This is a genomic window from Burkholderiales bacterium (assembly GCA_035543335.1).
Lineage (GTDB): Bacteria > Pseudomonadota > Gammaproteobacteria > Burkholderiales > JAHFRG01 > JAHFRG01.
Map to the genome: position 1 here is coordinate 187,152 of DASZZH010000028.1, position 26,654 is coordinate 213,805.

Annotated in this window: 27 protein-coding genes and 1 pseudogene; 10 read left to right on the forward strand and 18 right to left on the reverse strand. The window is 57.5% G+C overall.

The features are described from left to right. Window positions 1–54: 54 nt before the first annotated feature. The 4 genes from VHE58_08270 to leuS all read right to left on the reverse strand — a co-directional run bounded on the left by VHE58_08270 (window position 55) and on the right by leuS (window position 5,601). On the reverse strand, window positions 55–1,320 hold the full coding sequence (locus VHE58_08270; protein ID HVS27275.1) for a glutamate-5-semialdehyde dehydrogenase: 1,266 nt from the start codon (window positions 1,318–1,320) through the stop codon (window positions 55–57). 2 nt (window positions 1,321–1,322) lie between these two features. After that, window positions 1,323–2,348: a DNA polymerase III subunit delta gene (gene holA / locus VHE58_08275; protein ID HVS27276.1), complete on the reverse strand. Its 1,026-nt coding sequence runs from the start codon at window positions 2,346–2,348 to the stop codon at window positions 1,323–1,325. Beyond that, window positions 2,348–2,833 (reverse strand): LPS assembly lipoprotein LptE, encoded by a 486-nt coding sequence (lptE, locus tag VHE58_08280; protein ID HVS27277.1) that lies wholly within the window; start codon window positions 2,831–2,833, stop codon window positions 2,348–2,350. The genes holA and lptE overlap by 1 nt, the downstream gene beginning before the upstream one ends. 107 nt (window positions 2,834–2,940) lie before the next feature. After that, window positions 2,941–5,601, reverse strand: coding sequence for a leucine--tRNA ligase (leuS, locus tag VHE58_08285; protein HVS27278.1), 2,661 nt, complete (start codon window positions 5,599–5,601; stop codon window positions 2,941–2,943). A gap of 87 nt (window positions 5,602–5,688) precedes the next feature. Here leuS and VHE58_08290 point away from each other — a divergent pair, with 87 nt between their 5' ends. The 3 genes from VHE58_08290 (at window position 5,689) to uvrD (ending at window position 9,095) form a co-directional block, all read left to right on the forward strand. Beyond that, window positions 5,689–5,859, forward strand: a complete 171-nt coding sequence (locus VHE58_08290) for a hypothetical protein (GenBank protein ID HVS27279.1) — start codon at window positions 5,689–5,691, stop codon at window positions 5,857–5,859. A gap of 137 nt (window positions 5,860–5,996) precedes the next feature. Beyond that, window positions 5,997–6,869, forward strand: a complete 873-nt coding sequence (locus VHE58_08295; GenBank protein ID HVS27280.1) for a phosphoribulokinase — start codon at window positions 5,997–5,999, stop codon at window positions 6,867–6,869. A 48-nt stretch (window positions 6,870–6,917) separates the two neighbouring features. Continuing rightward, on the forward strand, window positions 6,918–9,095 hold the full coding sequence (uvrD, locus tag VHE58_08300; GenBank protein ID HVS27281.1) for a DNA helicase II: 2,178 nt from the start codon (window positions 6,918–6,920) through the stop codon (window positions 9,093–9,095). On the opposite strand, the gene VHE58_08305 is transcribed toward uvrD, so the two are convergent. The 4 genes from VHE58_08305 to VHE58_08320 form a co-directional block, all read right to left on the reverse strand. Next, window positions 9,096–9,857 carry a BPSS1780 family membrane protein gene (locus VHE58_08305; GenBank protein ID HVS27282.1) on the reverse strand — a complete coding sequence of 254 codons (762 nt, stop codon included), beginning with the start codon at window positions 9,855–9,857 and terminating at the stop codon, window positions 9,096–9,098. Window positions 9,858–9,913: 56 nt separating this feature from the next. Continuing rightward, window positions 9,914–10,858 (reverse strand): homoserine kinase, encoded by a 945-nt coding sequence (locus VHE58_08310; GenBank protein HVS27283.1) that lies wholly within the window; start codon window positions 10,856–10,858, stop codon window positions 9,914–9,916. 62 nt (window positions 10,859–10,920) lie between these two features. After that, a complete protein-coding gene (locus VHE58_08315; GenBank protein HVS27284.1) occupies window positions 10,921–11,253 on the reverse strand; it encodes a DUF2782 domain-containing protein in 333 nt (110 codons plus the stop codon). Window positions 11,254–11,478: 225 nt separating this feature from the next. Then, window positions 11,479–12,165, reverse strand: coding sequence for a TIGR00730 family Rossman fold protein (locus VHE58_08320; protein HVS27285.1), 687 nt, complete (start codon window positions 12,163–12,165; stop codon window positions 11,479–11,481). Window positions 12,166–12,267: 102 nt separating this feature from the next. Between VHE58_08320 and polA the strand changes: the two genes are divergently transcribed. The 3 genes and pseudogenes from polA (at window position 12,268) to VHE58_08335 (ending at window position 16,278) form a co-directional block, all read left to right on the forward strand. Continuing rightward, entirely contained in the window at window positions 12,268–15,042 is a 2,775-nt protein-coding gene (gene polA, locus VHE58_08325; protein ID HVS27286.1) for a DNA polymerase I, read from the forward strand. Between the two features lie 64 nt (window positions 15,043–15,106). Further along, window positions 15,107–15,616, forward strand: coding sequence for a TlpA disulfide reductase family protein (locus VHE58_08330; GenBank protein ID HVS27287.1), 510 nt, complete (start codon window positions 15,107–15,109; stop codon window positions 15,614–15,616). Window positions 15,617–15,801: 185 nt separating this feature from the next. Continuing rightward, window positions 15,802–16,278, forward strand: a pseudogene (locus VHE58_08335) (DinB family protein). Window positions 16,279–16,335: 57 nt separating this feature from the next. On the opposite strand, the gene lipA reads toward VHE58_08335, so the two are convergent. From lipA to VHE58_08360, 5 genes are all read right to left on the reverse strand, one after another. Then, window positions 16,336–17,286 (reverse strand): lipoyl synthase, encoded by a 951-nt coding sequence (gene lipA / locus VHE58_08340; GenBank protein ID HVS27288.1) that lies wholly within the window; start codon window positions 17,284–17,286, stop codon window positions 16,336–16,338. Then, window positions 17,283–17,837 carry a lipoyl(octanoyl) transferase LipB gene (gene lipB, locus VHE58_08345; protein ID HVS27289.1) on the reverse strand — a complete coding sequence of 185 codons (555 nt, stop codon included), beginning with the start codon at window positions 17,835–17,837 and terminating at the stop codon, window positions 17,283–17,285. Before lipB ends, lipA begins: the two co-directional genes overlap by 4 nt. Window positions 17,838–17,979: 142 nt before the next feature. Then, the gene (locus VHE58_08350; protein ID HVS27290.1) at window positions 17,980–18,246 is read right to left on the reverse strand and encodes a DUF493 domain-containing protein; all 267 of its coding nucleotides are present in this window, start codon (window positions 18,244–18,246) and stop codon (window positions 17,980–17,982) included. A 6-nt stretch (window positions 18,247–18,252) separates the two neighbouring features. Beyond that, window positions 18,253–19,128, reverse strand: a complete 876-nt coding sequence (locus VHE58_08355) for a D-amino acid aminotransferase (protein ID HVS27291.1) — start codon at window positions 19,126–19,128, stop codon at window positions 18,253–18,255. Next, on the reverse strand, window positions 19,125–20,249 hold the full coding sequence (locus VHE58_08360) for a D-alanyl-D-alanine carboxypeptidase family protein (GenBank protein ID HVS27292.1): 1,125 nt from the start codon (window positions 20,247–20,249) through the stop codon (window positions 19,125–19,127). The genes VHE58_08355 and VHE58_08360 overlap by 4 nt, the downstream gene beginning before the upstream one ends. Before the next feature lie 336 nt (window positions 20,250–20,585). On the opposite strand from VHE58_08360, the gene VHE58_08365 reads away from it, so the two are divergent. Further along, window positions 20,586–21,041 (forward strand): copper chaperone PCu(A)C, encoded by a 456-nt coding sequence (locus tag VHE58_08365; protein HVS27293.1) that lies wholly within the window; start codon window positions 20,586–20,588, stop codon window positions 21,039–21,041. Between the two features lie 13 nt (window positions 21,042–21,054). On the opposite strand, the gene VHE58_08370 is transcribed toward VHE58_08365, so the two are convergent. The 5 genes from VHE58_08370 to VHE58_08390 all read right to left on the reverse strand — a co-directional run bounded on the left by VHE58_08370 (window position 21,055) and on the right by VHE58_08390 (window position 23,895). Beyond that, window positions 21,055–21,825: a putative DNA-binding domain-containing protein gene (locus tag VHE58_08370; protein ID HVS27294.1), complete on the reverse strand. Its 771-nt coding sequence runs from the start codon at window positions 21,823–21,825 to the stop codon at window positions 21,055–21,057. Continuing rightward, entirely contained in the window at window positions 21,803–22,654 is an 852-nt protein-coding gene (locus VHE58_08375; protein HVS27295.1) for a DUF692 domain-containing protein, read from the reverse strand. Before VHE58_08375 ends, VHE58_08370 begins: the two co-directional genes overlap by 23 nt. Window positions 22,655–22,673: 19 nt before the next feature. Then, window positions 22,674–22,994 (reverse strand): hypothetical protein, encoded by a 321-nt coding sequence (locus tag VHE58_08380; GenBank protein ID HVS27296.1) that lies wholly within the window; start codon window positions 22,992–22,994, stop codon window positions 22,674–22,676. Between the two features lie 125 nt (window positions 22,995–23,119). Next, window positions 23,120–23,296: a zf-HC2 domain-containing protein gene (locus VHE58_08385; protein ID HVS27297.1), complete on the reverse strand. Its 177-nt coding sequence runs from the start codon at window positions 23,294–23,296 to the stop codon at window positions 23,120–23,122. Continuing rightward, the gene (locus VHE58_08390) at window positions 23,296–23,895 is read right to left on the reverse strand and encodes a sigma-70 family RNA polymerase sigma factor (protein HVS27298.1); all 600 of its coding nucleotides are present in this window, start codon (window positions 23,893–23,895) and stop codon (window positions 23,296–23,298) included. The genes VHE58_08385 and VHE58_08390 overlap by 1 nt, the downstream gene beginning before the upstream one ends. Window positions 23,896–24,086: 191 nt before the next feature. Between VHE58_08390 and VHE58_08395 the strand changes: the two genes are divergently transcribed. The 3 genes from VHE58_08395 to VHE58_08405 all read left to right on the forward strand — a co-directional run. Further along, complete coding sequence (locus tag VHE58_08395; GenBank protein ID HVS27299.1) at window positions 24,087–24,509, forward strand: Hsp20/alpha crystallin family protein; 423 nt, start codon at window positions 24,087–24,089, stop codon at window positions 24,507–24,509. Between the two features lie 373 nt (window positions 24,510–24,882). Next, entirely contained in the window at window positions 24,883–25,776 is an 894-nt protein-coding gene (argB, locus tag VHE58_08400; protein HVS27300.1) for an acetylglutamate kinase, read from the forward strand. 7 nt (window positions 25,777–25,783) lie between these two features. Continuing rightward, on the forward strand, window positions 25,784–26,654 hold an 871-nt coding region (locus VHE58_08405), incomplete at its 3' end, for a pyrimidine 5'-nucleotidase (protein HVS27301.1).

Sequence of the window (26,654 nt, forward strand, 5' to 3'; positions counted from 1 at the left end):
ACCCCGACCCTCTCCCCCGGGTGCGGGGGAGAGGGTGTTCACCCGTTCACTTATTCACTGCCTTATTTGCCCGTCGCCGAGCACGATGAACTTCTGCGAAGTGAGCCCTTCCAGCCCCACTGGGCCACGTGCGTGGATTTTGTCGGTGGAAATGCCGATTTCCGCGCCCAGGCCGTATTCGAAGCCGTCGGCAAAGCGCGTCGAGGCGTTCACCATCACCGAGCTGGAATCCACTTCGCGCAGGAAACGCATGGCGCGGCCGTAATCTTCAGTCACGATGGCGTCGGTGTGCTGCGAGCCGTAGGTGGCGATGTGCTGAATAGCCTGCTCCACGTCTTTGACCACGCGCACGCTCAAAATCGGCGCGAGGTATTCGGTGTACCAGTCTTCTTCGGTGGCGGCCTTGATTTGCGGCACCAGCGCCCGTGATTTCTCGTCGCCTCTGAGCTCCACGCCTTTGGCTAGATAAATCTTGCAAAGCTGCGGCAGCACTTGTGAAGCAATGCCTTCCGCGACCAGCAGCGTCTCCATGGTGTTGCAGGTGCCGTAGCGCTGGGTCTTGGCGTTGTCGGCGATGCGTACCGCTTTTTCGATGTCCGCCTTGTCGTCGATGTAGACATGGCAGACGCCGTCCAGGTGCTTGATCATGGGAATGCGCGATTCGCGCATCACGCGCTCAACCAGGCTCTTGCCGCCACGCGGCACGATGATGTCGACGTACTGGTTCATCGACAGCAGCTCGCCCACCGCGGCACGGTCAGTGGTCTCGATCACCTGCACCGCGGTTTCCGGCAGCCCCACGGCGCGCAGGCCTTCGCGCACCAGCGCGGCGATGGCCTGATTGGAGTGAATCGCTTCCGAGCCGCCGCGTAGAATCGCGGCATTGCCGGCTTTCAGGCACAGCCCGGCGGCGTCGGCGGTGACGTTGGGGCGCGCTTCGTAAATAATGCCCACCACCCCCAGCGGTACGCGCATTTTCCCTACCTGAATTCCAGTAGGACGGTAATTGAGGCCGGTGATTTCGCCCACCGGATCGGGCAGCTGCACGATTTGCATCAGCCCTTCGGCCATGTTGTCCACGATTCTGGCCGAAAGCGCGAGGCGGTCGAGCAGCGCGTCATCAAACTTCTGAGCGCGCGCTTTTTCCATGTCCCTGGCATTGGCGGCGAGCAGGTTGCTGCTATCGCGGCGGATCGCCTGCGCCATCACGGTCAACGTCTTGTTCTTGGTGCGGGTGTCGGCTTTGGCCATGAGGCGGGAGGCGGCGCGCGCTTCGCGCCCCATGCCGTGCATGTAGGCTTTGATGTCAACGATATCCATGATCAGTGTATTTTAACCCCGGCCGGGCCGGAACAGAAACGCAAGCCCAATTGCATAAACTCGTCCCACACATTGCCGGAAGCCAGTCCCTTGATCATGCGGTCCAGCCGCGCCGCGTGCAAAAGCGCTTCTTCCAGCATTTTTTTGCGCAGGTGTTTCACCGCGTGCTGCACTCCTTCCTGGCGCGCCCCCCACACCCGCGCTTCGCGCAGCAATTGCGGCAGCGGCCTGCCTTGCTCGAGGCCCATCACGATTTTAAGCAGCGCGCGGGTTTCTTCCGCCAGCGCCCAGAGTATCAGAGGCGGCGCGGTGCCTTCACCGCGCAGACCCTCGAGAATGCGCGCGAAGCGCACGGCATCCGCGGCGAGCATCGCCTCGCCCAGCTTGAACACATCGTAGCGCGCGACTTCCAGCACCGCCACCTTGACTTGCTCAAAGCTCAATGGCCCGGTGGGGTAGAGCAACCCCAGTTTCTGCACTTCCTGGTGCGCGGCGAGCAGATTGCCTTCGACACGGTCGGCGATGAATTGCAGCGTATCGGAATCGGCGCTCTGTGCTTGCGCAGCGAGGCGTCCTGCTATCCATTGCGGCAGCCGCCCGCGTTCCACGGCGCTGGCGTTCACCACTTCGCCATGCTGCTGCAACGCCTCAAACCATTTCGAGTTTTTTGTTTGCCCGTCGAGCTTAGGTAGCAGCACCAGCCCCATCAGGTCGGGGCCAGCGGCAGAACAGAAGCTTTCGATTGCCTGCGCGCCTTCAACTCCCGGCTTGCCTGAAGGGATGCGCAGTTCAACGAGCTTTTTGGCGGCGAAGAGCGAAAGGCTTTGGCTGCTTATGGCGAGCCGCTGCCAATCGCACCCCGGCTCGGCGGTGAAGATTTCCCGTTCGGCGAAGCCCGCCTGTTTTGCCGCGCTGCGTATTTGGTCCGCGGCTTCAAGAGCCAACAGCGGTTCGTCGCCATGCACCGTGTAGAGGGATTTCAGACCCCGTTGTAAATGCTGTTTGAACTGTTCCGCTTCGATGCGCATCAGGAGGGCGCTTTGGCCGCGCTCAAGCGCCGCATGACCTGTTGCACGGCGTCGCTTTGCATGTCTTTATAAAGCAGCGCCTCTTCGGATTCCTTGGCCAGCACTTGCGAGTCGTTGAACGTGACGTCGCGCTTGAGGATGATTTCAGTCTGTGGTATCCAGTCGTGGCCTTGGTTGTCATGCACGCGGAAAGCCACGCGATAGCGCAACTCGAATTCGCGCACGGTGCCGGCGCCGCTCAAGCTCAAGATTTGTTTCTCCTGGATTTCGCTCACCAGATCGAAAATGGCTTGCGCATCCTTGGAGCTGTCGCTCAGGCGGGCGTTGGTGCCAGCCAGCACCGCGCGCTTCAGTTGCGTGGCAAAAGCGGAACCGCCGGAAGCGTTCACATACAGACTTTCAAATGGCAGCGTGGTCTGCCCGCGCAAGTGAAAGCCGCAGGCAGCGACAAGGAAACTTGTTGCGATGGCGAGAACGAAGCGCATGGCTGCTCTCTGGAAAGGGTTCAGGGGCTTAGGGGTTAGGGATCAGTTTAAACCTGAAACCCGTACTTTTATGTGGATTTTAATCTCTAATCCCTGACCTCTAATCCCTAAACTACCACGTTGACCAGCCGTCCCGGTACGACCACCACTTTTTTGATGGGTTGACCGACCACGTATTTTTGCACACTGGGGTGGGATACCGCCAGTTGCTCGATGGCGTCGCGCGCGGAATCGCGGGGCACACGCATGTTGCCGCGCAGCTTTCCGTTAACCTGTAGCACGAGTTCAATCTCGTCCTCGATCAATGCCGACTCGTCAACAGTGGGCCAAGGTGCTGTGAGGATATCCCCTGAATAACCGAGTTCACGCCACAAAATGTGGGCGATGTGTGGTGTGATGGGATTCAGAACGCGCAGCAGTATGCTCATCGTCTCGTGTAGCGCAAGCTGAAAGACGCCGGCTGCAGCAGCAGCCTCGGTGATGGAATCGACTCCCAACGTGCCTTCTTGGAGTGAGTTAAGCATCTTCATTGCTGCGGACGAAACCGTGTTGAATTGTTTGCGCTCCATGTCGAAGCTGGCCTGTTTCAGCGCCGCGTGAATCTCTCTGCGAAGCGCGGCAAGTGTTGGATTGGTGTTGGCGATATTGGTCGGATATTCATAGCGGGTGAAATCGCCACTCCTCCGCTTCGATTCCCCGAAGATTACTGGTTCCCAATGGTGCGCGAACGTCCACAGTCGCTTGAGAAAGCGCGACGCGCCTTCGACGCCACTGTCTGACCACTCCAGCGTCTGCTCGGGTGGCGAAGCGAACATCATGAACAGCCGCGCCGTGTCGGCGCCGTATTCTTTAATCAGCGCTTGCGGATCAACGCCGTTGTTCTTCGATTTCGACATAGTGCCGATGCCGCCCGATTCCACCGCCTCGCCATCCGCCATAAGCTTGGCGCCCGCCCGCCGGCATTTGTCGTCCATGATGATTTCCACATCGGCCGGATTGTAATAAGTAATGCGGCCGCTTGCATTCTTGCGGAAGAAAATTTTATTCAGCACCATGCCCTGGGTGAGCAAATTGTTGAACGGCTCGTCGATTTTGACGAGCCCTACATCGCGCATGACCTTGGTCCAGAAGCGCGAATAGAGCAGATGCAGGATGGCATGCTCGATGCCGCCGATGTACTGGTCCACCGGCAACCAGTAGGAAGCACGCTCGTCCACCATCGCTCTATTCTGGTCGGCGCAGGCATAGCGCAGGAAATACCACGACGAATCCACGAACGTGTCCATGGTATCGGTCTCGCGGCTGGCTTTCTTGCCGCATCGAGGGCAGAAGCATTCGTAAAACGAAGGCGTCTTGGCGAGCGGATTGCCGGTGCCATCGGGCACCAGGTTTTCCGGCAAAACGACCGGCAATTGCTCATCCGGCACCGGCACGTCGCCGCAGGAATCGCAGTGAATCATCGGAATCGGGCAGCCCCAGTAGCGCTGGCGCGAAATGCCCCAATCGCGCAGGCGGTAGGTGACCTGCTTCTCGCCCAGTCCCATTTTTTTCAGGTCGGCGGCGATGGCGTCGACCGCCCGCTGATAATCGAGACCATTGTATTTGCCGGAATTCACGCACACGCCGTAATCGGCGTACCACGGCTGCCAGGCATCAAGCGAATACGGTTTGCCGCCAACATCAATCACCGGTTTGATTGGAAGATGATATTTTTTGGCAAAAGCAAAATCGCGCTCATCGTGCGCGGGTACCGCCATCACCGCGCCTTCGCCATAGCCCATCAGCACGTAGTTGCCCACCCACACCTCGATTTTTTCGCTGGTGAGCGGGTGGGTGACATAGAATCCGGTGGGCATGCCTTCTTTTTCCATCATCGCGAGTTCGGCTTCGATTACGCTGCCGCGCCTGCATTCGTCTACGAACGCAGCGAGCTTGGGGTTGTCACGTGCAAGCCTTGTTGCGAGCGGATGCTCGGCCGCCACAGTGCAGAAAGTCACGCCCATGATGGTGTCGGCGCGGGTGGTGAAGACACGCAGCAATTTTTTCTCGCCGTCGAGTTCGTAGGGAAAGCCGAAATTGACGCCAAAGCTTTTGCCGATCCAGTTGGCCTGCATGGTTTTTACCCTGTCCGGCCAGCCGGGCAGCTTTTCCAAGGCTTCCAGCAATTCGTCGGCGTAGGCGGTGATTTTCAGGTAATACATCGGGATTTCACGCTTTTCCACCAAGGCGCCGGTGCGCCAGCCGCGGCCGTCGATTACCTGTTCGTTGGCGAGCACGGTCTGATCGACAGGATCCCAGTTGACTACCCCGGTTTTTTTATAGGCCAACCCTTTTTCCAGCAGGCGCAGGAACAGCCACTGGTTCCAGCGGTAGTATTCCGGTTCGCAGGTGGCGAACTCGCGCTCCCAATCGATGGCAAAGCCCAGCGACTGGAGCTGCTTTTTCATGTAGGCGATGTTGTCGCGGGTCCACTTGGCTGGCGGGACATTATTGGACATCGCTGCGTTTTCCGCGGGCAGCCCGAACGCATCCCAGCCCATCGGCTGCAGCACGTTGTAGCCTTTCATGCGATAGAATCGGGTGAGCACATCGCCGATGGTATAGTTGCGCACATGCCCCATGTGCAGCTTCCCCGAAGGATAGGGAAACATGGAGAGGCAGTAATATTTGGCTTTGCCCGGATGTTCCAGTGCGCGGAACGCCTTGCGCGATTCCCAATATCCTCGCGCTTGCCGCTCGATTTCTTCAGGCCGGTACTGCGCTTGCATAAGCGAATGAATCCTTGTTATAAAAACTATAAAAAACTTAAGAATTATACCTGATACCATCTGGAAATTCGGGGTTAAGGAGAAACCATGAAGCCGACGCTGCTCTTTAACGGCTACGCGGTGCGTATTCAGCCGGTAATGATTGAAGGCCAGCAGCGCTTGCGCATCACTCACCTGCCGAGCCGGATTGAGGCGCAAGCGCTGACGGCAAAACTCAAGGGGCAGCTGGGCGCGGAACAACCCTCGATATCCCGCTGATTTCCAGCCGGGCTGCCGCCTTCCGCCGGCACCTAAACAATCCTTATCGTAACAATAAAAAAATATAACTATGGTTTATGCTTTTTCGTTGTACCATTTTCGCGGGAATTCGAACAACTTAAGGGAGCGACAGCTTAATGTCACGCCAGCATCCGGTTGTAGCGGTCACCGGCTCGTCGGGAGCGGGCACCAGCTCGGTCACCCTCAGCTTCGACCACATCTTCCGCCGCGAAAAAATCAATGCGGTGGTCGTGGAAGGCGACAGTTTTCACCGCTATGACCGCGAGGGGATGAAGCGGGAAATCGCCAAGGGCGAGAAAAACGGTCAACGTCCCATCAGCCATTTCGGCCCGGAAGCGAATCTGTTCGAGGAGCTCGAAGGCCTGTTCCGTCAGTACGGCGAGACCGGCACCGGGAAAACCCGCCGCTACCTGCACAACGAAGAGGAAGCCGCGCTGTACCAGCGAAAGCCCGGCACCTTCACCCCATGGGAGCCGATTGCGGAAGACAGCGACTTGCTGTTTTACGAAGGGCTGCACGGCGGTGCGGTGACGCCGACCGCGAACGTGGCGAAATACGCCGATTTGCTGATCGGCGTGGTGCCCATCGTCAACCTGGAGTGGGTACAGAAAATCCACCGCGACATGCAGGATCGAGGTTATTCCATCGAGGCGGTGACCCAGACCATCCTGCGGCGCATGCATGATTACGTGCATTACATCGTGCCGCAGTTTTCGCGCACCCACATCAATTTCCAGCGCGTGCCGACGGTGGACACCTCCAATCCGTTCATCGCGCGCGACATCCCGACCGCGGACGAAAGCTTCGTGGTGATCCGCTTCCGCAACCCCAAGGGGATTGATTTTCCCTATCTGCTGACGATGATCCACGACTCTTTCATGTCACGGCCCAATTGCATCGTCGTGCCCGGCGGCAAAATGGGTCTGGCGATGCAGCTGGTCCTCACGCCGCTCATTCTTGACTTGATGGAAAAGAAAAAGCGCAGCTGATTGCACGAGGGGTATGACTTATAATGCCGGTTTGAAAACCAGCATTGAATCATGTCCATTCTCTCCGGATTAAACCCCCGGCAGCTCGAAGCGGTCACCCTGCCCAAGCAATCGGCGCTGATTCTCGCCGGCGCGGGCAGCGGCAAAACCCGCGTGCTCACCACGCGCGCCGCCTGGCTGATTCAGACCGGACAAGCCGGCCCGATGAGCGTCCTCGCCGTGACTTTCACCAACAAAGCGGCGAAAGAGATGCTCGCGCGCATCTCCGCGATGCTCCCCATCAACACCCGCGGCATTTGGGTCGGCACCTTTCATGGCCTGTGCAACCGCATGCTGCGCGCACATTACCGTGAAGCGGGACTGCCGCAGCTGTTTCAAATCATGGACAGCGCCGACCAGCTGGCACTGATCAAGCGGCTGATGAAATCCCTCAACGTGGATGATGAAAAATATCCGCCAAAGCGGCTGCAATATTTCATCAACGACAACAAGGAAAAGGGCTTGCGTGCGCCGCAGGTGGAGGCGTTTGACGATTTCTCGAGGAAGCTCAACGCGCTTTACGCGGCTTACGACGAGCAGTGCAACCGCGAGGGCGTGGTGGATTTTGCCGAGCTGCTGCTGCGCTCGTATGAGCTGCTGCTGCGCAACGAAATCCTGCGCGAACATTATCAAGGCCGCTTCCAGCATATTCTGGTGGATGAATTCCAGGACACCAACAGCCTGCAATATCTGTGGTTGCGGTCGCTCGCCGGCAAAACCAATTCGGTATTCGCGGTGGGCGACGACGACCAATCCATTTACGCCTTCCGCGGCGCCAGTGCCGCGAACATGTTGGGTTTCGAGCAGGACTTCGGCGCGGCCAAGGTCATAAAGCTTGAGCAGAACTACCGCTCGCATGGCAATATTCTGGATGCGGCGAACGCACTGATCCGCCACAACCGCACGCGTCTTGGCAAGAATTTGTGGACGGTGGAAGGGGGCGGCGAGCCGCTCCGCTTCTACGAAGCGGCGACGGATCTGGAGGAGGCGGGCTTTATCGTCGACGAGGTGAAAGCGCTTGCCGCCGAAGGGGTCAAGCTTTCAGACATCGCGGTGCTGTATCGCTCCAACGCCCAGTCGCGGGTTTTGGAGCACGCGCTGTTTTCCGCTTCGATTTCCTACCGCGTATACGGCGGCCTGCGCTTTTTCGAGCGCCAGGAAATCAAGCACGCGCTCGCCTATCTGCGCCTGGTTGCCAACCCCGATGACGACAGTGCACTGCTCAGAGTGATTAACTTCCCGCTGCGCGGCATCGGCAGCCGCAGTCTTGAGCAATTGCAGGAGGAAGCGGCGCAAAACAAAAGCAGCCTGTGGCAAGCGGTCATGCGGCATCCAGCAGCCAGTGGTCAACGATCAGCAAAAGCAAAAGGCATCGAAGGCTTTGTTGCATTGATTGAGTCACTGCATTCAAGCTGTGCCGGGTTGCCGCTTCCGGAAGTCATCGAGCTCGTGATTGAGGCAAGCGGGTTGAAAGCGCATTACCAAAGCCAGAAAGACGGGCAGGACCGGCTGGAAAACCTCGACGAACTGATTAATGCGGTGGTAGCGTTTCTTAATGAAAACGATGAGGAAATGGAAAATTCGCTCGTGAGTTTCTTGGCTTTTGCCGCGCTGGAATCGGGCGAGCACCAGGCGGGAGAGGGCGCGGAGGCGCTGCAACTCATGACCGCGCATTCCGCGAAAGGCCTGGAGTTCCACAGCGTGTTCATCAGCGGACTGGAAGAGGGATTGTTTCCACACGAGCAAAGCCTGACGGAAGACGGCGGGCTGGAAGAAGAGCGGCGCCTGATGTATGTGGCGCTCACCCGCGCGCGGAGAAGACTGTATTTAAGCTATGCGCAAAGCCGGATGCTGCACGGACAAACCCGCTACAACATCACCTCGCGTTTCTTGCAGGAAATTCCTGAAAACCTGATAAAGCGCGTGAATGCAGGGTTGAGTGTTCAGAGTTCAGTGTTCAGTGTTAAAAGCAAAAGCGCAGCGGCCTCTCACACTCAACACTCAACACACAACGCTCAACCTTCGCTGCCGTGGCGCATCGGCCGAACGGTGCTGCATCCGAAATTCGGCGCAGGCGTCATCGTCAACGCCGAAGGCAGCGGGACGGACGCCCGCGTCCAAGTCAATTTCCACAAGGCCGGTGTGAAATGGCTGATGCTGGAATACGCCAAACTGACCCCGGCTTAATCAGGTTTTGGTCTGGATTGAATTATCAGAAAAAATATCTTTATAGCTTATGTAGAGCGTAGGGATAAGCACCGGCAGCATTACAACGAGCGCAATCATAAACCGCGAGCTGAAAGAAATATTCATTATCCCCAGCAACAGCGCTATGATGACTTGTAAAATAAATACAATAACACCGTAAACCAGGAAAGGCAGGATATTTTTCAGACAGGCAATAAAGCTCAATTTCAGGGCAACCATTGCCTTCGTGTCACGAAGCGCCACCAATACGGGTGAAAGCCATAGCGCCATGGCTAATGGCACGTATAGCGCCAGCCCTACAAGCAGAGCCAGCAATATCTGGTTTCCGTAAGTTGTGAGGACCGCCATATCCAAGTTACCTTGGTCACCCGCCAATACCGCATCTAGGGCTTGGCCTCCGATCAGCACCACTACAAATGCAATTAAAATTATCCCGACCAAGTTGACGCCGCCAAGCGCAATCAGGCTGCTCGGATTTTTGCGGAAACAGGCAAAAAGGTGGGCAATCTCCAGTTCCCCGCCATTTTGCAGGGATTGGCAGCCCAGCATCAGGCCGCCCACCAGCACGGGCAGGATTAAATTCAACACCATCCCGAGAAAGGGAATTTTAATCAATACGTAAGAAATTGCGACGAGGATGGCGCACAGGACAACCCAAATCAAAGGATTTTTCCTGAACAAAGCAAAGCCATCAACCAGCCATTGCCACCCCTGTTTCACCGCCACTTGATGTGGTTCCATGATATGCCTCGCCGACCAGTTGCCAGAGCTTTAACTTACACCGGTTTGGGCAAGATTTAAAGCCAGATAATCCCGGATTGGCCGCTTGCGTGCTGCCTCAATAATTTCATGAAATGATTGGGGTCCTTGGCATGGGTGAGCTCGCCCGGCCGCGGCAGATGCAAGTCCTGCAGGCGCGAGACCCAGAAGCGCAGAGCGCCCGCGCGCAGCATCACCGGCCAGGCCTCGCGTTCGGCTGCGCTAAACGGCCGGGTGGAGTGGTAGACGGAGAGGAAAGCGCGAGTGCGCCCGGCGTCCAGTTTATAATTTTGCGTGATGCACCAGTCGTTGACGGCAATTGCCACGTCATAGAGCAGCACGTCGTTGCAGGCGAAATAGAAATCAATCACGCCGCTCACCGCGTCGTTGTGGAACAGCACGTTGTCGCGAAACAAATCGGCATGGATTACGCCGCGCGGCAGATCATGGTAGCGATAAAGCGACTGGTAGCTCAACTCAGCTTTCAGCAGATCGGCCTCCTCTTGCGAGAGGAAAGGCATGATTTGCGGCGCGATGGTGTTCCACCAGTGGGTACCGCGCGGGTTTTCCATTTTGTCCGGATAGGTCCGCCCGGCGAGGTGCATGCCGGCCAAGAGTTCGCCCACTTCGGCGCAGTGTTCGGGCGAGGGTTGTTTCAGGTCCACCCCCTGGAGGCAGCTCACCAGGCACGCTGGTTTGCCGTTTAATTCCCCCAAAAAACTGTTTACCAGATTGGCGATGGGATCGGGGCAGGGAATGCCGTGGCTCGCCAGGTGCGACATTAAATTCAGATAATAGGGCAGTTCCTCGGTTTTGAGCTTCTCGAACAGCGTCAGCACGTAGCGGCCGTGGGTGGTGTCGACAAAATAATTGGTGTTATCAATCCCGGCGGCGATGCCGCGCAAATCCGTGAGCATGCCCAGCGAATAATTCCTGAGCCACGCGGCAAGCTGCTCGCGGGTGACGGTGGTGAAGACGGACATGTGTTGTTATCGGCCGCAGTATCCATCCCGCGGCTGCAAAGGGATTTATGCCGGCGGCCGGATCAAAATTCCAGCAACAACCACATCGGCACTTTGACCGGGTTATCGAGGTCGTCGTGCCGGACAAACTTGCCTTGGCCGGACTCATCCAACAAGTAATAGGGCACCCCGTGCGAGGGCGTTACCTTGATCATGTACAGCCGCCCGTGCATCCGGTATTCCTCGATGGTCTCCTGGCCGCGCTTGATGATGGTTACCTGCGGCTCGAGCGGGGAATCGACCGGCAGCGGAGGCGGCGGAGCCTCGGGCAAGGGTTGCAAATCCCTGGGCCGTTGCGGGGCCTGCGCAAACGCGGATAGCGCAAGGCAAAGCAAAGCGGCGGTAACGAGGCGCATGCGGTCCTTTATGGGTGGTTTGCCCGGGACGTCAGAGGGCGTTAGTTTATCATTAGACCGTGGGAACCTCTAAACAAGCCCCGTCCCTCCGGGTTGCGGCAAAATGCAGCGTCTGCGTCGTTGCGCTCCTTGCCCATACGATTAAATATGGGCTGCGTCGCGCGTCTCGCATCCATCCGCATTTTGCCAGCAACGCGCATGCGTGTGGGCTTGTTTAGAGGTTCCCTAAAGGTTGAGCTGGATTTCGAGTTCCTGAGCAGAAGGCTCGAAGCCGCGTTTCTCATAATGGTCAAAAATCGCGTCGACCACCGCTTTCGGCTCATTGATGACCTTGATGAGATGCATGTCTTCGGCGTCGATCATGTTTTCCGCAATCAGCGTTTGCTTGAACCAATCCAGCATGCCGCGCCAGAACGGCTCGTGCACCAGGATAATGGGAATTTTGCGCGTTTTGCCGGTTTGCACCAGCGTCAGCGCTTCCATTAATTCATCCAGCGTGCCGAAACCTCCGGGCATGACCACCCAGGCACTCGCGAATTTCACGAACATCACCTTGCGCGCGAAGAAATGGCGGAAGGTCTGGCTGATGTCCTGATAGACGTTGCTGTGCTGCTCGAGAGGCAGCTGAATGTTCAGACCCACGCTCGGGCTTTTGCCGTGGAATGCCCCTTTGTTCGCCGCATCCATGATGCCGGGACCCCCGCCGGAAATCACGGCAAAGCCGGCGTCCGACAGTTGCCGAGCGATTTGTTCGGCAAGCTTGTAATAAGGGTGGTCCTGCGGCGTGCGCGCGCTGCCGAAAATGCTTACCGCGGGGCGGATCGCGCTCAGGCGTTCCGTCGCTTCCACAAATTCTGCCATAATCTCGAATACGCGCCAGGATTCGCGCGCCGACCACGATTTCTCGAGCATTTCGGGGGCTATTAATTTCTGCAGCTTGTCTGAATGCGTCATTTTGGAAGCCTGTTCAGTGAATTCGAATCGTAACCACGTCAACATGCGAGGCGGGAGGAAATGAAAAACGCCACGAACGCGGACAATGGGCGGAAAACGCTGCTGCTGGTTGACGGCTCGTCGTATCTCTACCGCGCCTTTCACGCGCTGGCACCGCAGGATTTGCGCAACCGCCGGGACGAGCCCACCGGTGCGATTTACGGTGTCCTCAACATGCTGCGCCGGTTGCGCAGCGACTACAAGGCGGATTATAGCGCCTGCGTGTTCGACGCAAAAGGCAAGACCTTCCGCGAGGACTGGTACCCCGAATACAAAGCCAACCGGCCGGCGATGCCGGACGACCTCGCTGCGCAAATCGCCCCATTGCATGAATGCATTCGCGCGCTCGGCTGGCCGCTTTTGATCATCGAAGGCGTGGAAGCGGACGATGTTATCGGCACACTCGTCACCATGGCCGCGCGCGAAGGCGTCAACAGCATCGTCTCCACCGGCGACAAGGACCTTGCGCAGCTCGTCAATCCGTATGTCATGCTCGTCAACACCATGAGCAATGAAAAACTGGATGAGCAGGGCGTATTGGCCAAATTCAGCGTGGCGCCTGCGCGCATGGTGGATTATCTGACGCTGATCGGCGACAGCGTGGACAATGTTCCGGGCGTGGACAAGGTCGGGCCGAAAACCGCGGTGAAGTGGCTCTCGCAGTACCAGACACTCGATAATCTGATAACGCACGCCAATGAAATTCCAGGCGTGGTGGGCGAAAACCTGCGCAAGTCGCTCGATTGGCTGCCGCAGGCGCGCCAGCTCCTTACCGTCAAATGCGATGTGGATTTGCCGGTTGCTCTTCCCGACCTTGCGCCGCAACCGCAGGATGCGGCGAAACTCAACGAGCTGTTTGAGCGTTTTGAATTCAAGAGCTGGCTTAGGGAGAGTAAGGGGCTGGAAAAGAAAGTTCAGGGTTCAGAGTTGAGAGTTCAGAGTTCGAGAAGTGGTGAATCAAACCCTCAACCCTCAACGCTCAACACTCAACCCAGAACATACGAAACCATTCTGACCGAAGCACAACTGGAAAAATGGCTGAAGCGTATTCACGCGGCGCAATTGGTGGCGGTGGATACCGAAACCACCGGCCTTGACCCGATGCAGGACAAACTTGTAGGGATATCGTTTTCAGTGGAGGCAAATCGAGCTGCTTATATTCCGCTCGCCCACCGTTATTCCGGCGCGCCGGAGCAGCTTGATTCCGGGCGGGTTTTAGAGCGGCTCACGCCCTGGCTGGAAGATGCGGGCAAGCCCAAACTTGGACAGAATCTCAAATACGACAAGCACATTTTCGCCAATCACGGCGCGGCCTTGAACGGCATCGCGCACGATACGCTGCTCGAATCCTATATCCTGGAAAGCCACCAGCCCCACGACATGGACAATCTGGCGGAACGCCATCTCGGCGTGAAAACCATCACCTATGACGAGGTTACGGGCAAGGGCGCCAACCGCATCGGCTTCGACCAGGTGGCGATTGATCGCGCCGCCGAATATGCCGCCGAAGACGCCGACGTCACTTTGCAGTTGCATCAGGCCTTGTATCCCCGGATCGCCGCGGATTCCAGGCTCGAAGATATTTACCGGCGCATCGAAATGCCGCTTCTGGAAGTGCTGTTCAGCATGGAGAGAAACGGAGTGTTGCTGGACGTCAAGCTGCTGGACGAGCAGAGCTGCGAGCTGGGGAGCCGCATGCTCGAGCTTGAAAACCAAGTGCACCAGGCAGCCGGCCAGCCGTTCAATCTCAATTCGCCCAAGCAAATCCAGGAAATTTTATTCGAGCGCCAGAAGCTGCCGGTGGTGAAAAAAACTCCGGGCGGCCAGCCTTCCACCGATGAAGACGTGCTGCAGGAGCTGGCGCTGAATTATCCGCTGCCCAAGCTGATACTCGACTATCGCGGCTTGGCCAAGCTCAAATCCACTTACACCGACAAACTGCCGCGCATGGTTAATCCGCAAACCGGCCGCGTCCACACCAATTATGCGCAGGCGGTGGCGGTGACCGGGAGGCTCGCCAGCAATGATCCGAATTTGCAGAATATACCGGTGCGCACGCAGGAAGGGCGGCGCATCCGCGAAGCGTTCATCGCGCCGCCCGGGCAGCGGATTATTTCCGCCGATTATTCGCAGATTGAACTTCGCATCATAGCGCACCTCTCAGGGGACAAGAGCCTGCTCAGGGCTTTTGCCGAAGGCCAGGACATCCACCGCGCCACTGCTTCGGAGATTTTCGGCATCCCGCCGGCCGAAGTCGGGCCGGAACAGAGGCGCTATGCCAAGGTGATAAATTTCGGCCTGATTTACGGCATGTCGGCGTTCGGTTTAGCGAGCCAGTTGGGCATTGAGCGCTCGGCGGCGCAGCTTTACATGGAGCGCTATTTCGCGAGATATCCGGGCGTGGCCGAATACATGCAGCGCACCCGCGAACTTGCCAAACAACAGGGCTTTGTGGAAACCGTGCTTGGCAGAAGGCTTTGGCTTCCCGACATCAAAAGCTCGAACGGCACGCGCCGGCAGGGGGCGGAGCGCGCGGCGATCAACGCGCCGATGCAGGGTACTGCTGCGGATCTTATTAAACTTGCCATGATCGCAGTGCATGGGTGGCTTAAGCAAAAGCGGCTCAAAGCCAAGCTCATCATGCAAGTGCACGACGAGCTGGTGCTGGAAGTGCCGGATGACGAACTCGAGTTGCTAAAAACCGAGTTGCCAAAGCTCATGTGTGGCGTGGCCAAACTGAATGTGCCGTTGGTGGTCGATGTGGGAACCGGGCTCAATTGGGAAAAAGCACATTAGTGTCTGATGACAAGAACGAGAAAAAGTCACACAATAATCACCCTCGAGGAAATCGATGAGAGCCATGAATACGCTTAAAAACAGGCGCTTCCTGATTTTGCTGGTGCTGGGCGCGCTGTTGGCGGTGCTGTTCGCGCAGGCCGTGACCCAAAACTCGCCCGCGCCGCAAGTGACGTTTACTTCGCTGAAAGGCGAGAAAATCCCGATGGGGAGCCTGCGCGGCAAGGTGGTGCTGGTGAATTTCTGGGCCACCAGTTGCGTCGGCTGCATCCGCGAAATGCCGCAGATGGTGGACACCTACCGCAAGTTCCAGGCGCAGGGGCTGGAGACCATCGCCGTGGCGATGAGCTATGATCCGCCGAATTACGTGGTGAACTACACCGAGAAAAATGCGCTGCCCTTCAAAGTGGCGCTGGATGTGCAGGGGGGTATTGCTCAGGCGTTTGGCGATGTGAAGCTCACGCCCACCACCTTTGTTATCGACAAGCGCGGCAACATCATCAAACGCATCCTCGGCGAACCTGATTTCGCCAAACTCCATCTTCTGCTGGAAAAAGAATTGCGGGCCACATGAGACCTCAGCGAAACAAGAAGTTTGACTTTAGACGAGGAACGGCGAAGTTGAGCAGCGGAGCCGAATAGTATGTGAGCAGCGGAAACGAGCCGTGAAAAGTATAAAGGCAAAATCCGCAGTTTCGATGGGGTTTCATCATGATCGGTTGGAAGCAGCACTTCATCTACTAGGTTGACTATCAGCACTGGGCCAACGAGCAAATATTCATTATGCTCGACCGCTTCGACGACAATGTGCGCAAGAGCCAGCAGGGCACGCTGTTCGAAAGCATCCACAACACCGTGGACCACATGCTGGTACTGACCCGTGTCTGGTTCGGCCGCCTTAAGGCACAGCCGAACGAACTGCCTTTCAACCAACTGCTCCATCCCGACTGGCGCGAGCTGAAACGCGCATTCCGCCAGGAGCTGCGCGATTTGCAGCGCTGGCTGGAAACCAGGCCGGAAGATTTTTTTGCGCAGCAGGTCAGTTATCGGACGGGTGAGGGCCGTGCGGCCTCATTCTGGGCGCGCGATTTGCTGACTCACTTGATGCTGCAATTGATCCATCACCGCGGCCAGGTCACGTCGGTGGCGGGAAAGCTCGGCGCGCCCGCCCCGGAACTGGGTTATCTGTTTTACCGTCGCGAGATGGACAGATACCTGGCGCAGATCAGGAGTTAGCCAGAAACAACCACGCCTCCCCGACCAGGGCTCGAACCTGGGGTTTGAAAATTATAGTTACGCCGCGGCGATTCCGGCTTCGTGCGCTTGTTGGTCAGCGTGATAGCTGGAACGCACCAACGGTCCACACGCGGCGTGCAAGAAACCCATTTCCGAAGCCAATTGTTCAAACTGATTAAATAACACCGGCTCTGCGTAGCGCTGCACCGGCAGATGGTGCGCGGAGGGTTGGAGATACTGGCCCAGCGTCAGCATGCCCACGTTATGCTCACGCAAATCGCGCATCACTTCGAGAATTTCCTCATCGGTTTCGCCCAGCCCCAGCATCAGTCCCGACTTGGTTGGAAGTTCGGGATGGCGCGCCTTGAATTCTTTTAATAGTCTTAGCGAATTGTGGTAATCCGCGCCGGGGCGCGCCTGCTTGTAAAGCCGCGGCACGGTTTCCAGGTTGTGATTCATCACATCCGGCGGACAGGCGCTTAAGATATCCAAGGCAATTTCAAGGCGGCCGCGAAAGTCCGGCACCAGTATTTCGATTCGCGTATGAGGTGATTTTTCACGCACGCAGCGGAGGCAATCGGCGAAATGCTGCGCGCCGCCGTCGCGCAAATCGTCGCGATCCACGCTGGTAATCACCACATAATTGAGTTTCAACGCGGAGATGGTTTGGGCCAGATGCATCGGCTCGTCTTGGTCGGGCGGAAGCGGCTTGCCGTGCGCCACGTCACAAAACGGGCAACGGCGCGTGCACAGGTCTCCCAGAATCATGAAAGTCGCCGTGCCCTTGCCGAAGCATTCTCCGATGTTGGGGCAGGATGCTTCTTCGCAGACGGTGTGCAAATTATGCTCGCGCAGGATGCGCTTGATTTCGTAAAAGCGCGCGCCGCTTGCCGCTTTCACGCGGATCCAGTCCGGTTTTTTCAGCCGCGCCATAGGCACGATTTTGACGGGTATACGCGCCGTCTTGGCTTCGCCCTTTTGCTTGCGCTCTTCGGAAACCGAACTCATGTATTCTCAAGCTGATGCAGGAGTTTTTGAATAAGTTTATTGCCCACCTGATCGGGTGAGTCGGCAATGCCGAGATCGTGCAGTTGCGTGACCTGCAAGCCGGGATGACCGCAGGGGTTGATCGCGTGAAACGGTGTCAGATCCATGTCCACGTTGAGCGCCAGGCCGTGGTAACAGCAGCCGTTTTTGATTCTCAACCCCAGCGCGGCGATTTTCGCGCCGCTGACGTACACACCCGGCGCGTCCGCCCGGTTTTGCGCTTCGATGCCGTAATCATGCAGCAAGTCTATCACGGACTGTTCCAAGCTTCTCACCAGCGGGCGCACGCCCAGTTTCAGCCTGCGCATGTCGAGCAGCGGATAAGTGACAAGCTGCCCCGGACCGTGATAGGTAATCTGTCCGCCGCGGTCGGTTTTAATGACTGGAATGGTGGTGCGCTTCGGCAAATGTTCGGACCTGCCGTTCAAACCCACGGTGTAAACCGGCGGATGCTGCATCAGCCATATTTCATCCGGCGTATTGGCATCGCGCTGTCTCGTGAAATCCTGCATTGCCTGCCAGGCGGTGAGATATTCAACCGGGCCTAAGCGCTTGACGTCCGGTGAGGAGCAAGGGATAAGAGGTAAGGGGTTTTTAATTTCGTTCTCACCCCTGTCTGGTAACGCCTTACTCCTCACGCCTTACTCCTTACGTTTATAAGACCATCACGACCATCGGGTGATCGCACAATTCGCGATAGAGGTCGTCCAGCTGTTCGCGGGACTGGGCTTGAATGACACAGGTGAGGCTCAGGTATTTGCCTTTTTTGCTGGGTTTCATTTCGAGGCTCGCGGGGTCGAAGTCCGGCGCATGGCGCAGCACGATTTCCATCACCGCTTGCGCAAAACCGGCCTGGCTTCTACCCATGATTTTGATGGGAAAGTCACATGGATACTCAATGAGAGAAGGCTCGAGGCCCATTTTTATTCAGATGGCCGGTGCTTCGGCTTTGCGCATCACGGTTTCCTTGTACCGCTGGTACAACCCGTGCATGCGCCAGAAGTGTTCCCCCGGCTTGCCGTCGCCCACCGGTTTGCCGTCGAGTGTGGTAATGGCCAGCACTTCCCGGGTCGAAGAAGTCATCCATAATTCCTGCGCGCTGCGCACTTCGTTTTCGGAAACCACCCTGACTTCATGCGGAATATTGTTTGCGGCGGCGAGTTCCAGCACCACGTCGTAGGTGATGCCAGCCAGCATCAAATGATTTTTCGGCGGCGCAAGCAGCAGATTGTCTTTCACCACCAGGATATTGCTCGCCGCGCCCTCGGTGAGAAAACCGTCGCGCAGTAAAATGGTTTCCGCTGCGCCGGCATCCGCCGCCATTTGCCTGAGCAGAACATTGGGCAGAAGCGAAATCGCCTTGATGTCGCAGCGCAGCCAGCGATTGTCCTGCGCGGTAATGGCCGCCACTCCGGTTTTCAAAAGTTCCGGAGGCGGGGTGATGAGCGGCGTGCTCATCATGAACACGGTGGGGTGAACCTGCTTGGGGAAAGCGTGGTCGCGCTTTGCCGGCCCGCGCGTGACATGCAGGTAAAGGTACTGATCTTCGCCCTGGTTTTGCGCAATCAGTTCGCCGATGAGTCGGGTCCATTCGGCATCGCTGTGCGGGTTTGCGAGGCGGATGGCGCCGAGGCTCGTCTGCAGGCGCAGCAAGTGCTGCTTGAGGCGGAACGGGATGCGCGAATAAGCGGGAATGACCTCATATACGCCGTCACCGAAGATGAAGCCGCGGTCGAGCACCGGAATCCGCGCCTCCTCCGGGGGCAGGAACTTGCCGTTCAAATAAACGATTTGCCTGCTCAATTGAAAAGCAACCTCAGGGTATCCCAGCCGCGGCCGAGAATATTCGCCAGGCCGATACTCTCCAGCGCAACCACCGGGTACTCTGCTACGGGTTTGCCGTCCAGGGTTAGTTTGACCACGCCGACATTCTGTCCGGCGCTGATCGGCGCGATCAGCGGTTGCCGGTTTTCCATGGTGGCCTTCAGGCGTTCCGCTTGTCCCTTGGGCAGGCTTAAATAGACATCATCGGAAAATCCGGCCTTTACTGAATTCTCCGCGCCTTTCCAGACTGGGAACGAAGTGACCGCCTGGCCTTTCTGGTACAGATGCAGGGTATCGTAAAACTGGAAGCCATAGTTCAAAAGCTTCTGGCTCTCGGTCGCGCGCACGCTGTCGGAGGAGGTGCCCAGCACCACCGAAATCAGCCGCCGCTTGCCGCGCTTCGCGGTGGATATCAGGCAATAGCCCGCGTTTTCGGTATAACCGGTCTTCACGCCGTCCACGTAAGGGTCGGTCCACAGCAGCCGGTTGCGGTTGGGCTGCGAAATGTTGTTGTACTTATATTCCTTGATCGAATAGAGCGGATAATATTCGGGAAAGTCGCGAATGATAGCCGCGGCGAGCAGGGACAGGTCATGCGCGGTGGAATAATGCTGCTGGTGCGGCAAGCCGGTCGAGTTCATGAAATGCGTGTTCTTCATGCCCAGGCGCTGCGCTTCGCGGTTCATCATTTGCGCGAACACGTCTTCGCTGCCGGCAATGCCTTCGGCGAGCGCGATGCAAGCGTCGTTGCCAGATTGCACGATCATGCCGTGTATCAGCTCATCCACCGTCACCGGCCGGTTCGGCTCGATGAACATGCGCGAGCCCTCGGCGCGCCAGGCGCGGGTGGAGACCGGCAGGATCTGGCTCAGCGTGATTTGCTTCTGCTTGAGCGCAGTGAAAGTAAGATAGGCGGTCATGAGTTTGGTGAGCGAAGCCGGCTCGATGCGCTCGTTGACGTTTTGCCTTACCAGCACCTGCCTGCTGTAAAAATCAGTTAGTAGATAGGACTTCGCGGCGACGGGAGGCGCCTGCGGTACAGGCAGTTGCTGGGCGTAAAGAAACGACGGAAATAATAAAAGAATTAGCAGCGGTCTCATTTTTTGATTTGAAATAAAAAGTAAAATTATATACTAAAGGAACCTCTGATTGAATCCCGCGCGTAGCGCGTTGCGGGCGAGGGGCGGCCCGATGCTAGACGCGAGGGCGCAGCGCTACTGAGTAGTAACGCAAGCCCGAGCAACACCGCAGATGGCCGCCTAGTCGCCGCAACCCAAAGGGACGGAGCAATCCGTGCGCATGGCTTTGTTGTTCGTCGCTGGTTTGGCTTCCACCAAACGGCGCTCCTCACGCCTCGCCCTGCACCCGGATTGCATACCGTCGCGCACGCGCGGGATTCAATCAGAGGTTCCTTGTGTTAGTCTGTTGAGGCCATCGTGAGTTGCATCAGAAACATCGTGCTGAAAATCTTCCAATCCGCAGTCTGGAGCATGTGTTGGGTTGGCACGACTGCCGCTGGCGAGGTGGATGTGGTGCAGGCCTGGGTGCGAACGACGGCTCCCGGCCAGCAAGTGGCGGGCGCTTATCTGCAAATCACGAGCGCCGTGCCAGCCAAATTAATCGCCGCCTCAAGCCCGGTTGCAGGGAGCGTGGAAATCCATTCGATGCGCATGGAAGGCGGCATCATGAAAATGCGGCAGCTGCAAGACCTCGATCTGCCGGCAAATAAACCGGTCAAGCTCGAACCGGGCGGGCTGCACCTGATGCTGCTTGATCTGAAAACTCCGCTCAAGCCCGGCGATAGAGTGCTGCTGCGCCTCACCGTGCAACGCGCCAATCAAAGCAGGCTGGAAACGGAAGTGCGGGCGGAGGTGCGCGCCGGCCCCCCATGAATGCGGCGTGCGGCTATTTCCAGGTGCCGAGGATAGCCTGTTCCCGATGGAGATTTTTCAGGATTTGAAGCCCGCCCGCCATCACCACATCGGGCTCGGAGTACCGCAGTTCCTTGATGATTTGCTCAATCGCTGCCTTGCCGGTGATGCGACCGTTTTGAAGTAAATGCACCAGCCTGGCGCTCACGGGATTCAGCAAGATGAAGCGCACTCTGTATTCGAGGTTGCGGAACACCAGAAGATCAGTGGGCTGCTTTTTGCGCGGATGGTATTCAGGGCCGATGCGGTGCACGGCGTATGGATAATGCAGCAGAAGCAGCACCGGATTGAGCGCGAGTTTCCCTTTCAGTAAATCGCCGTCGGGATTGATTTTAAGGTGCCCGGCTTCCTTGTTGGAGACATCCAGCGCCAGCTCCACCCATTCGTAATGCGCAAGATGAACCAGATACGGCGGGTCTTGCTGGCGAGCCCTGCGCTCCTGCTGCAAATACTGCACGAATTCCTCGGGAATCTGCCGGAACAGCGGCGTGCGGCAGCGGTGAGTGGCGAAAAACTCGCGCACGAGTTTACCCCATTTGCTCAGCCCCAGAATTTTGCGCGTGACCGGAAAGCAGGCGAGCAGAAAACTTTCCAGATTGTTGTAAAGCAGCTCGTTGTATATTTTCATGCGCCGCACTTCCGTTCCCGCCGGCCGCGGATTGTGCCGGGGATCGCGGATGTGGCGCGTGAACTGGAACTGGTATTGCTGAAATGCGGGAAGTTCAGGCGGTCTTGGCGCGGGCATGTTTCTTTTCCCACTTCGCCTGCAGCGCGGCGATGTGTTTCACTTCGGCGGCGAGTTTGGATAGCGGCGGGATGTTGAAGTCGCGCTCAAGCAGTGTCGGGCGCACGCCGAAAATCTGGTAGGTTTTATCGAGGAGTGCCCACACGAGGTCAATGACATCGGCGCCGTGGGTGTCCACGATCAGGTCCTCCGCCTCGTTGTAATGACCTGCGATGTGCAGGTAAACGATGCGCTCCGCGGGCAGCGATTGTATGAAATGCAGCGGGTCGTAACGGTGGTTCACGCTGTTGACGTATACGTTATTGACATCGAGATGCAACAGGCAGTCGGCTTCTTCGAGTACGGCCCGGACGAATTCAAGCTCGGTCATTTCGTTGATCGCCGGCGCGAGGTAGAACGAAGCGTTTTCCACCGCGATTTGTCTTTCCAGAATTTCCTGCGTGTGCCGGATGCGCCCGCCTACATAGCGCACCGCCTCTTCGGTGAACGGAATCGGCATCAAGTCGTACATGTGCCCGTTGTCGCTGCAGAAGCTTAAGTGCTCGGTGTAGAGCCTGATGCGATGCTCGCGCAGAAAGCTTTTGACGCGCTTAAGAAACACTTCATCGAGCGGGGCAGGCCCGCCGAGCGAAAGCGAAAGTCCGTGGCAGACGAAGGGGTAGCGCTCGGTGAAATGGCGCAGGTCGCGGCTGGATGCGCCGCCGATTTCCATCCAGTTTTCCGGAGCGATTTCGAAAAACCGGATGGCCGGAGGCACAAAGGCCTTAAGCGGGTCAATCAACTCCCGCCTCAGGCCCAGTCCCGCGCCGTAAAGGGCGGGGATGTTCATTGGAGGTTTTAGAGACAGCTTACTTTTTGCTGGCGCCGCACTTGCCTTCGCCGCATTTGCCCTCTTTGAGATTCTTGGCGCCGCACTTGCCTTCACCGCATTTGCCTTCTTGCATCATCTTGGCGTTGGCTTCCCGGTCTGCCTTAGACATGCCCTTGGTCGCCCCGTACTTGCCTTCGCCGCATTTGCCGTCGGCTTTCTTGTCATCGCCGGCGACTTGGTAGCCGTTCTTCAGCGAATCCATGGCGAAGGGGTTGCCTGCGGACTTGGCCGCGGGGACGACGGCGAGGGAAGCCGCAAACGCGGCGCCCAGAGCAACGGTTAAAGCAGTTTTGTTCATGACGTTCTCCATGTTTAAAGGATTAAAAAACGACGCCCGTTCAGGGTCATCTTGAGTTAAAAGCGTTTACAACCTGTGCGCTTTTGTCTGATGCTTGGATGCGCGCACGGGCAAAAGATTCAGGTTTACCTGTCTTCCACGTAACTGCGGCAGGCGTGGCGGATGAAGGCCATCTGCTCACGGAAGCGCCGGCAGCCGTCGCAAATCCTGAAATGCAGATACAGCCCGACCCGTTCCATCAGACCCAGGCGGCGGTCAAGGGATTGCGATACCAGTCTTGTCACTTCCTTGCAGGGCAGCATCATCTCTCCTCAAAACGGCCGCCGAACCAGTTGTGTTCCAGGCAGAGTCTCAGACTCATGCGAGCTCGGTACAGCATCACCCAGCAATTGGTCGCCGTGATTTGCATGTCCTTACAGATTTCCTCGGTGCTCAAACCCAGAAACTCGCGCATCACGAAGGCCTTGGCGATGTTGACCGGCATCAGCTTGGCGCAGACCTCGAATATTTCCCAGAATTTTTTGTTTTCCAGGCTTTTAAGCGGATCTGCCCACTCTTGCGGCGGCGTGTTCCATGCGCCCCCTTGATTAAACAATGTATCGAAATCGTTCTCACTTTGCAGCTCGGCCTCGAGACTGACTTGCGTGCTCGTTTCTTTTGCCTGTTTGCGGAAGAGGTCGATGATTTTGTGCTTGAGGATTCCGGTGAGCCAGGTTTTGGTCGAGGACCTGCCGGAAAAAGCGGACCGGCTTTCCAGCGCCGCCAGCAGGGTTTCCTGCACCGCGTCCTCGGCGAGCGTGTTGTCGCGCAGTTGCAGCAGGGCGTAGCGCAGCAAGTACGGACGGTATTCTTCGAACGCCCCGGCGGCGGCAGGGTCTAGTTTTGTTGTTTGACCGTTCATGTTGTGCCGAAACCCGCTTGAAAGGGTAAGCGGCCAATTTAGACGTTTCCGCCAAGAAATACAAGGGCGGTTGTGTGCCGGAACGGGACGAAAACCGGGTACTTGAAAAGACGGGATTGCGACCCATATAAAAGGCAAGGCGGCGCAAGGAAGCGCCGCCCCAACCCTGTTCTAAATGGAGGTATTTGACTATGGCAAATATTACGCGTTATGACCCGTTCGACGAGATGTTCGGCGATCTGTTGAAGGGTTTTTTCGTGCGGCCGGTGAGCTTTGAAGGACCGTCGCAACTGCAGATGAAAGTCGATGTGGCCGAGGATGATAACGCCTACACGGTGCAGGCCGAAGTGCCCGGCGTGAAAAAAGAAGACATCAACGTGTCTATTAATGGTAACCAGGTGTCCATCAGCGCCGAAGTGAAGAAAGAGCACGAAGTAAAAGACGGCGCGAAAGTGCTGCGGAGCGAACGTTACCATGGTAAGTTTTCGCGCAGCTTCGCGCTGGCCGGCGACGTAGACGAAACCGCGGCGCAGGCCAAATACGCCGACGGGGTGCTGGAACTGAAGCTCCCGAAAAAAGCGCAGGCTTCCGCGAAACGGCTGTCCATCCAGTAACACGAGGTTACGGAACCTCTGATTAAATCCCGCGTGGCCGCGACGGCGGCTTTGCGGGATGGGATGCGCGAAGCACGACGCAGCGAATGGTTGACCCCCCTTCGCAAGGAGCGCGACAAAGCAGACCGCCCGCAAAGCCCCGTCACGAAAAGTTGCGGCGACCAAGGCCGCATCTGCGGCGTTGCGCTCCTTGTCCGTAGCCTTCACTATGGACTTCGTCGCGCGCCTTGCATCTGACGGCCTTCTCGCCAGCAACGCGGCTCACGAAGGATTTAATCAGAGGTTCCTTAGCAAAAGGCGGCCTCGCGCCGCCTTTTTTGTTTTAAGGTTGCAGAGTGTAAAATAGCGCACTTTGCAGCCCGGACCGAAAACAATGTCCCTGAACCCGATTACCGCCAGGCAGAAGGCCGGCATTCTCGCCGAGGCGCTGCCTTACATCCAGCGCTTCCACGGCAAGACCGTCGTCATCAAGTACGGCGGCAGTGCCATGACCGAGGAAGCGTTAAAGCACGGCTTCGCCAGCGACGTGGTGCTGCTGAAACTGGTCGGCATCAATCCGGTGGTGGTGCACGGCGGCGGGCCGCACATCAACGATTTGCTCAAGCGGGTCGGCAAGCAGAGCGAATTCGTACAGGGCATGCGGGTCACCGACCGCGAAACCATGGACGTGGTGGAAATGGTGCTGGGCGGCCAAGTCAACAAGCAGATTGTGAGCTTGATAAACCAGCATGGCGGCAAGGCGATCGGCATTACCGGCAAGGACGGCGATTTCATCCGCGCGCGCAAGATGAAGATCAAAAGCAAGGAAAAGCAGGACGAATGGCTCGATGTCGGCCACGTCGGCGAAGTGGTGGGTGTCGACCCGCAGATTGTTTCGCTGCTCGACAGCCAGGATTTCATTCCGGTGATTGCGCCGATAGGCGTGGGCGACAAAGGCGAGTCCTACAATATCAATGCCGATCTGGTCGCGGGCAAAATCGCCGAGACGCTGAAGGCGGAGAAGTTGATTCTGCTTACCAACACGCCCGGGGTGCTGGACAAAGCCGGCAAGGTGCTGACCGGGCTTAATGCATCCAAGGTAAATGTCTTGATTGAAGACGGCACGATTTCCGGCGGCATGCTGCCGAAAGTGAACTGCGCGCTGGAAGCGGTAAGGAACGGCGTCAAGACCTGCCATATCATCGACGGCCGGGTCGAGCACGCGCTGCTGCTCGAAATCCTTACCGATGAAGGCGTGGGCACGCTGATTCGCTCCGGCACGCGTTGAGCGTGGCATGAGCCGGCAGCGCGGCTTGGTTTGGGTGTTCGACCTTGACAACACCCTGCACAACGCCAACCCGCATATTTTCCCGCACATCAACCGCGCCATGACCGCGTATCTGCAGACCCATCTCAATCTCGATGAGCAGGATGCGCACGCGCTGCGCCAGCATTATTGGCGCAAGTACGGCGCCACCATCCAGGGCTTGATGCGGCATCACGCCACCGACCCCCGGCATTTTCTCCATCATACGCATCAATTCACGGACCTGGGGCGGATGTTGCTCACGCAGCCGGGATTGAGCAAAATGCTGAAACGGCTGCCCGGAAGAAAACTGGTTTTTTCCAACTCGCCGGCGCATTATGCCAAGGCGGTGCTGAAAGCCATGAAAATCGGGCATTTGTTTCATAATGTGTTTTCCATCGAGCATGCCCGCTACCAGCCGAAACCCAAGCCGCACGGTTTTCTGCGTTTGTGCAGCAGAACCGGGGCACGCCTGCAGCGTTGCGTGATGATTGACGATATGTTGGAAAACCTCAAAACGGCGAAGAAGCTCGGCATGAAAACCATATGGGTCAGCACTTCACTCAAGGCCCCTTCCTATGTCAACATGAATATCCGGAGCGTGATGGAATTACCAAGACTGCTTGGGAACTTGAAGGAACCTCTGATTAAGTCCTACGCGGTTGCGACGGTGTTGCAATCCGGGTGCAGGGCGAGGCGTGAGGAGCGCCGTTTGGTGAAGGCCAAACCAGCGACGAACAACAACGCCATGCGCACGGGCACCCCGGACTCGGTCTCGCGCAGCGTGGTGCGGGCAGGGGCGCAAGCTGCCGCAAGAGGCGCCGTTCGATGGGCCGCCCATGCTGCCGCTCCCGCACCCC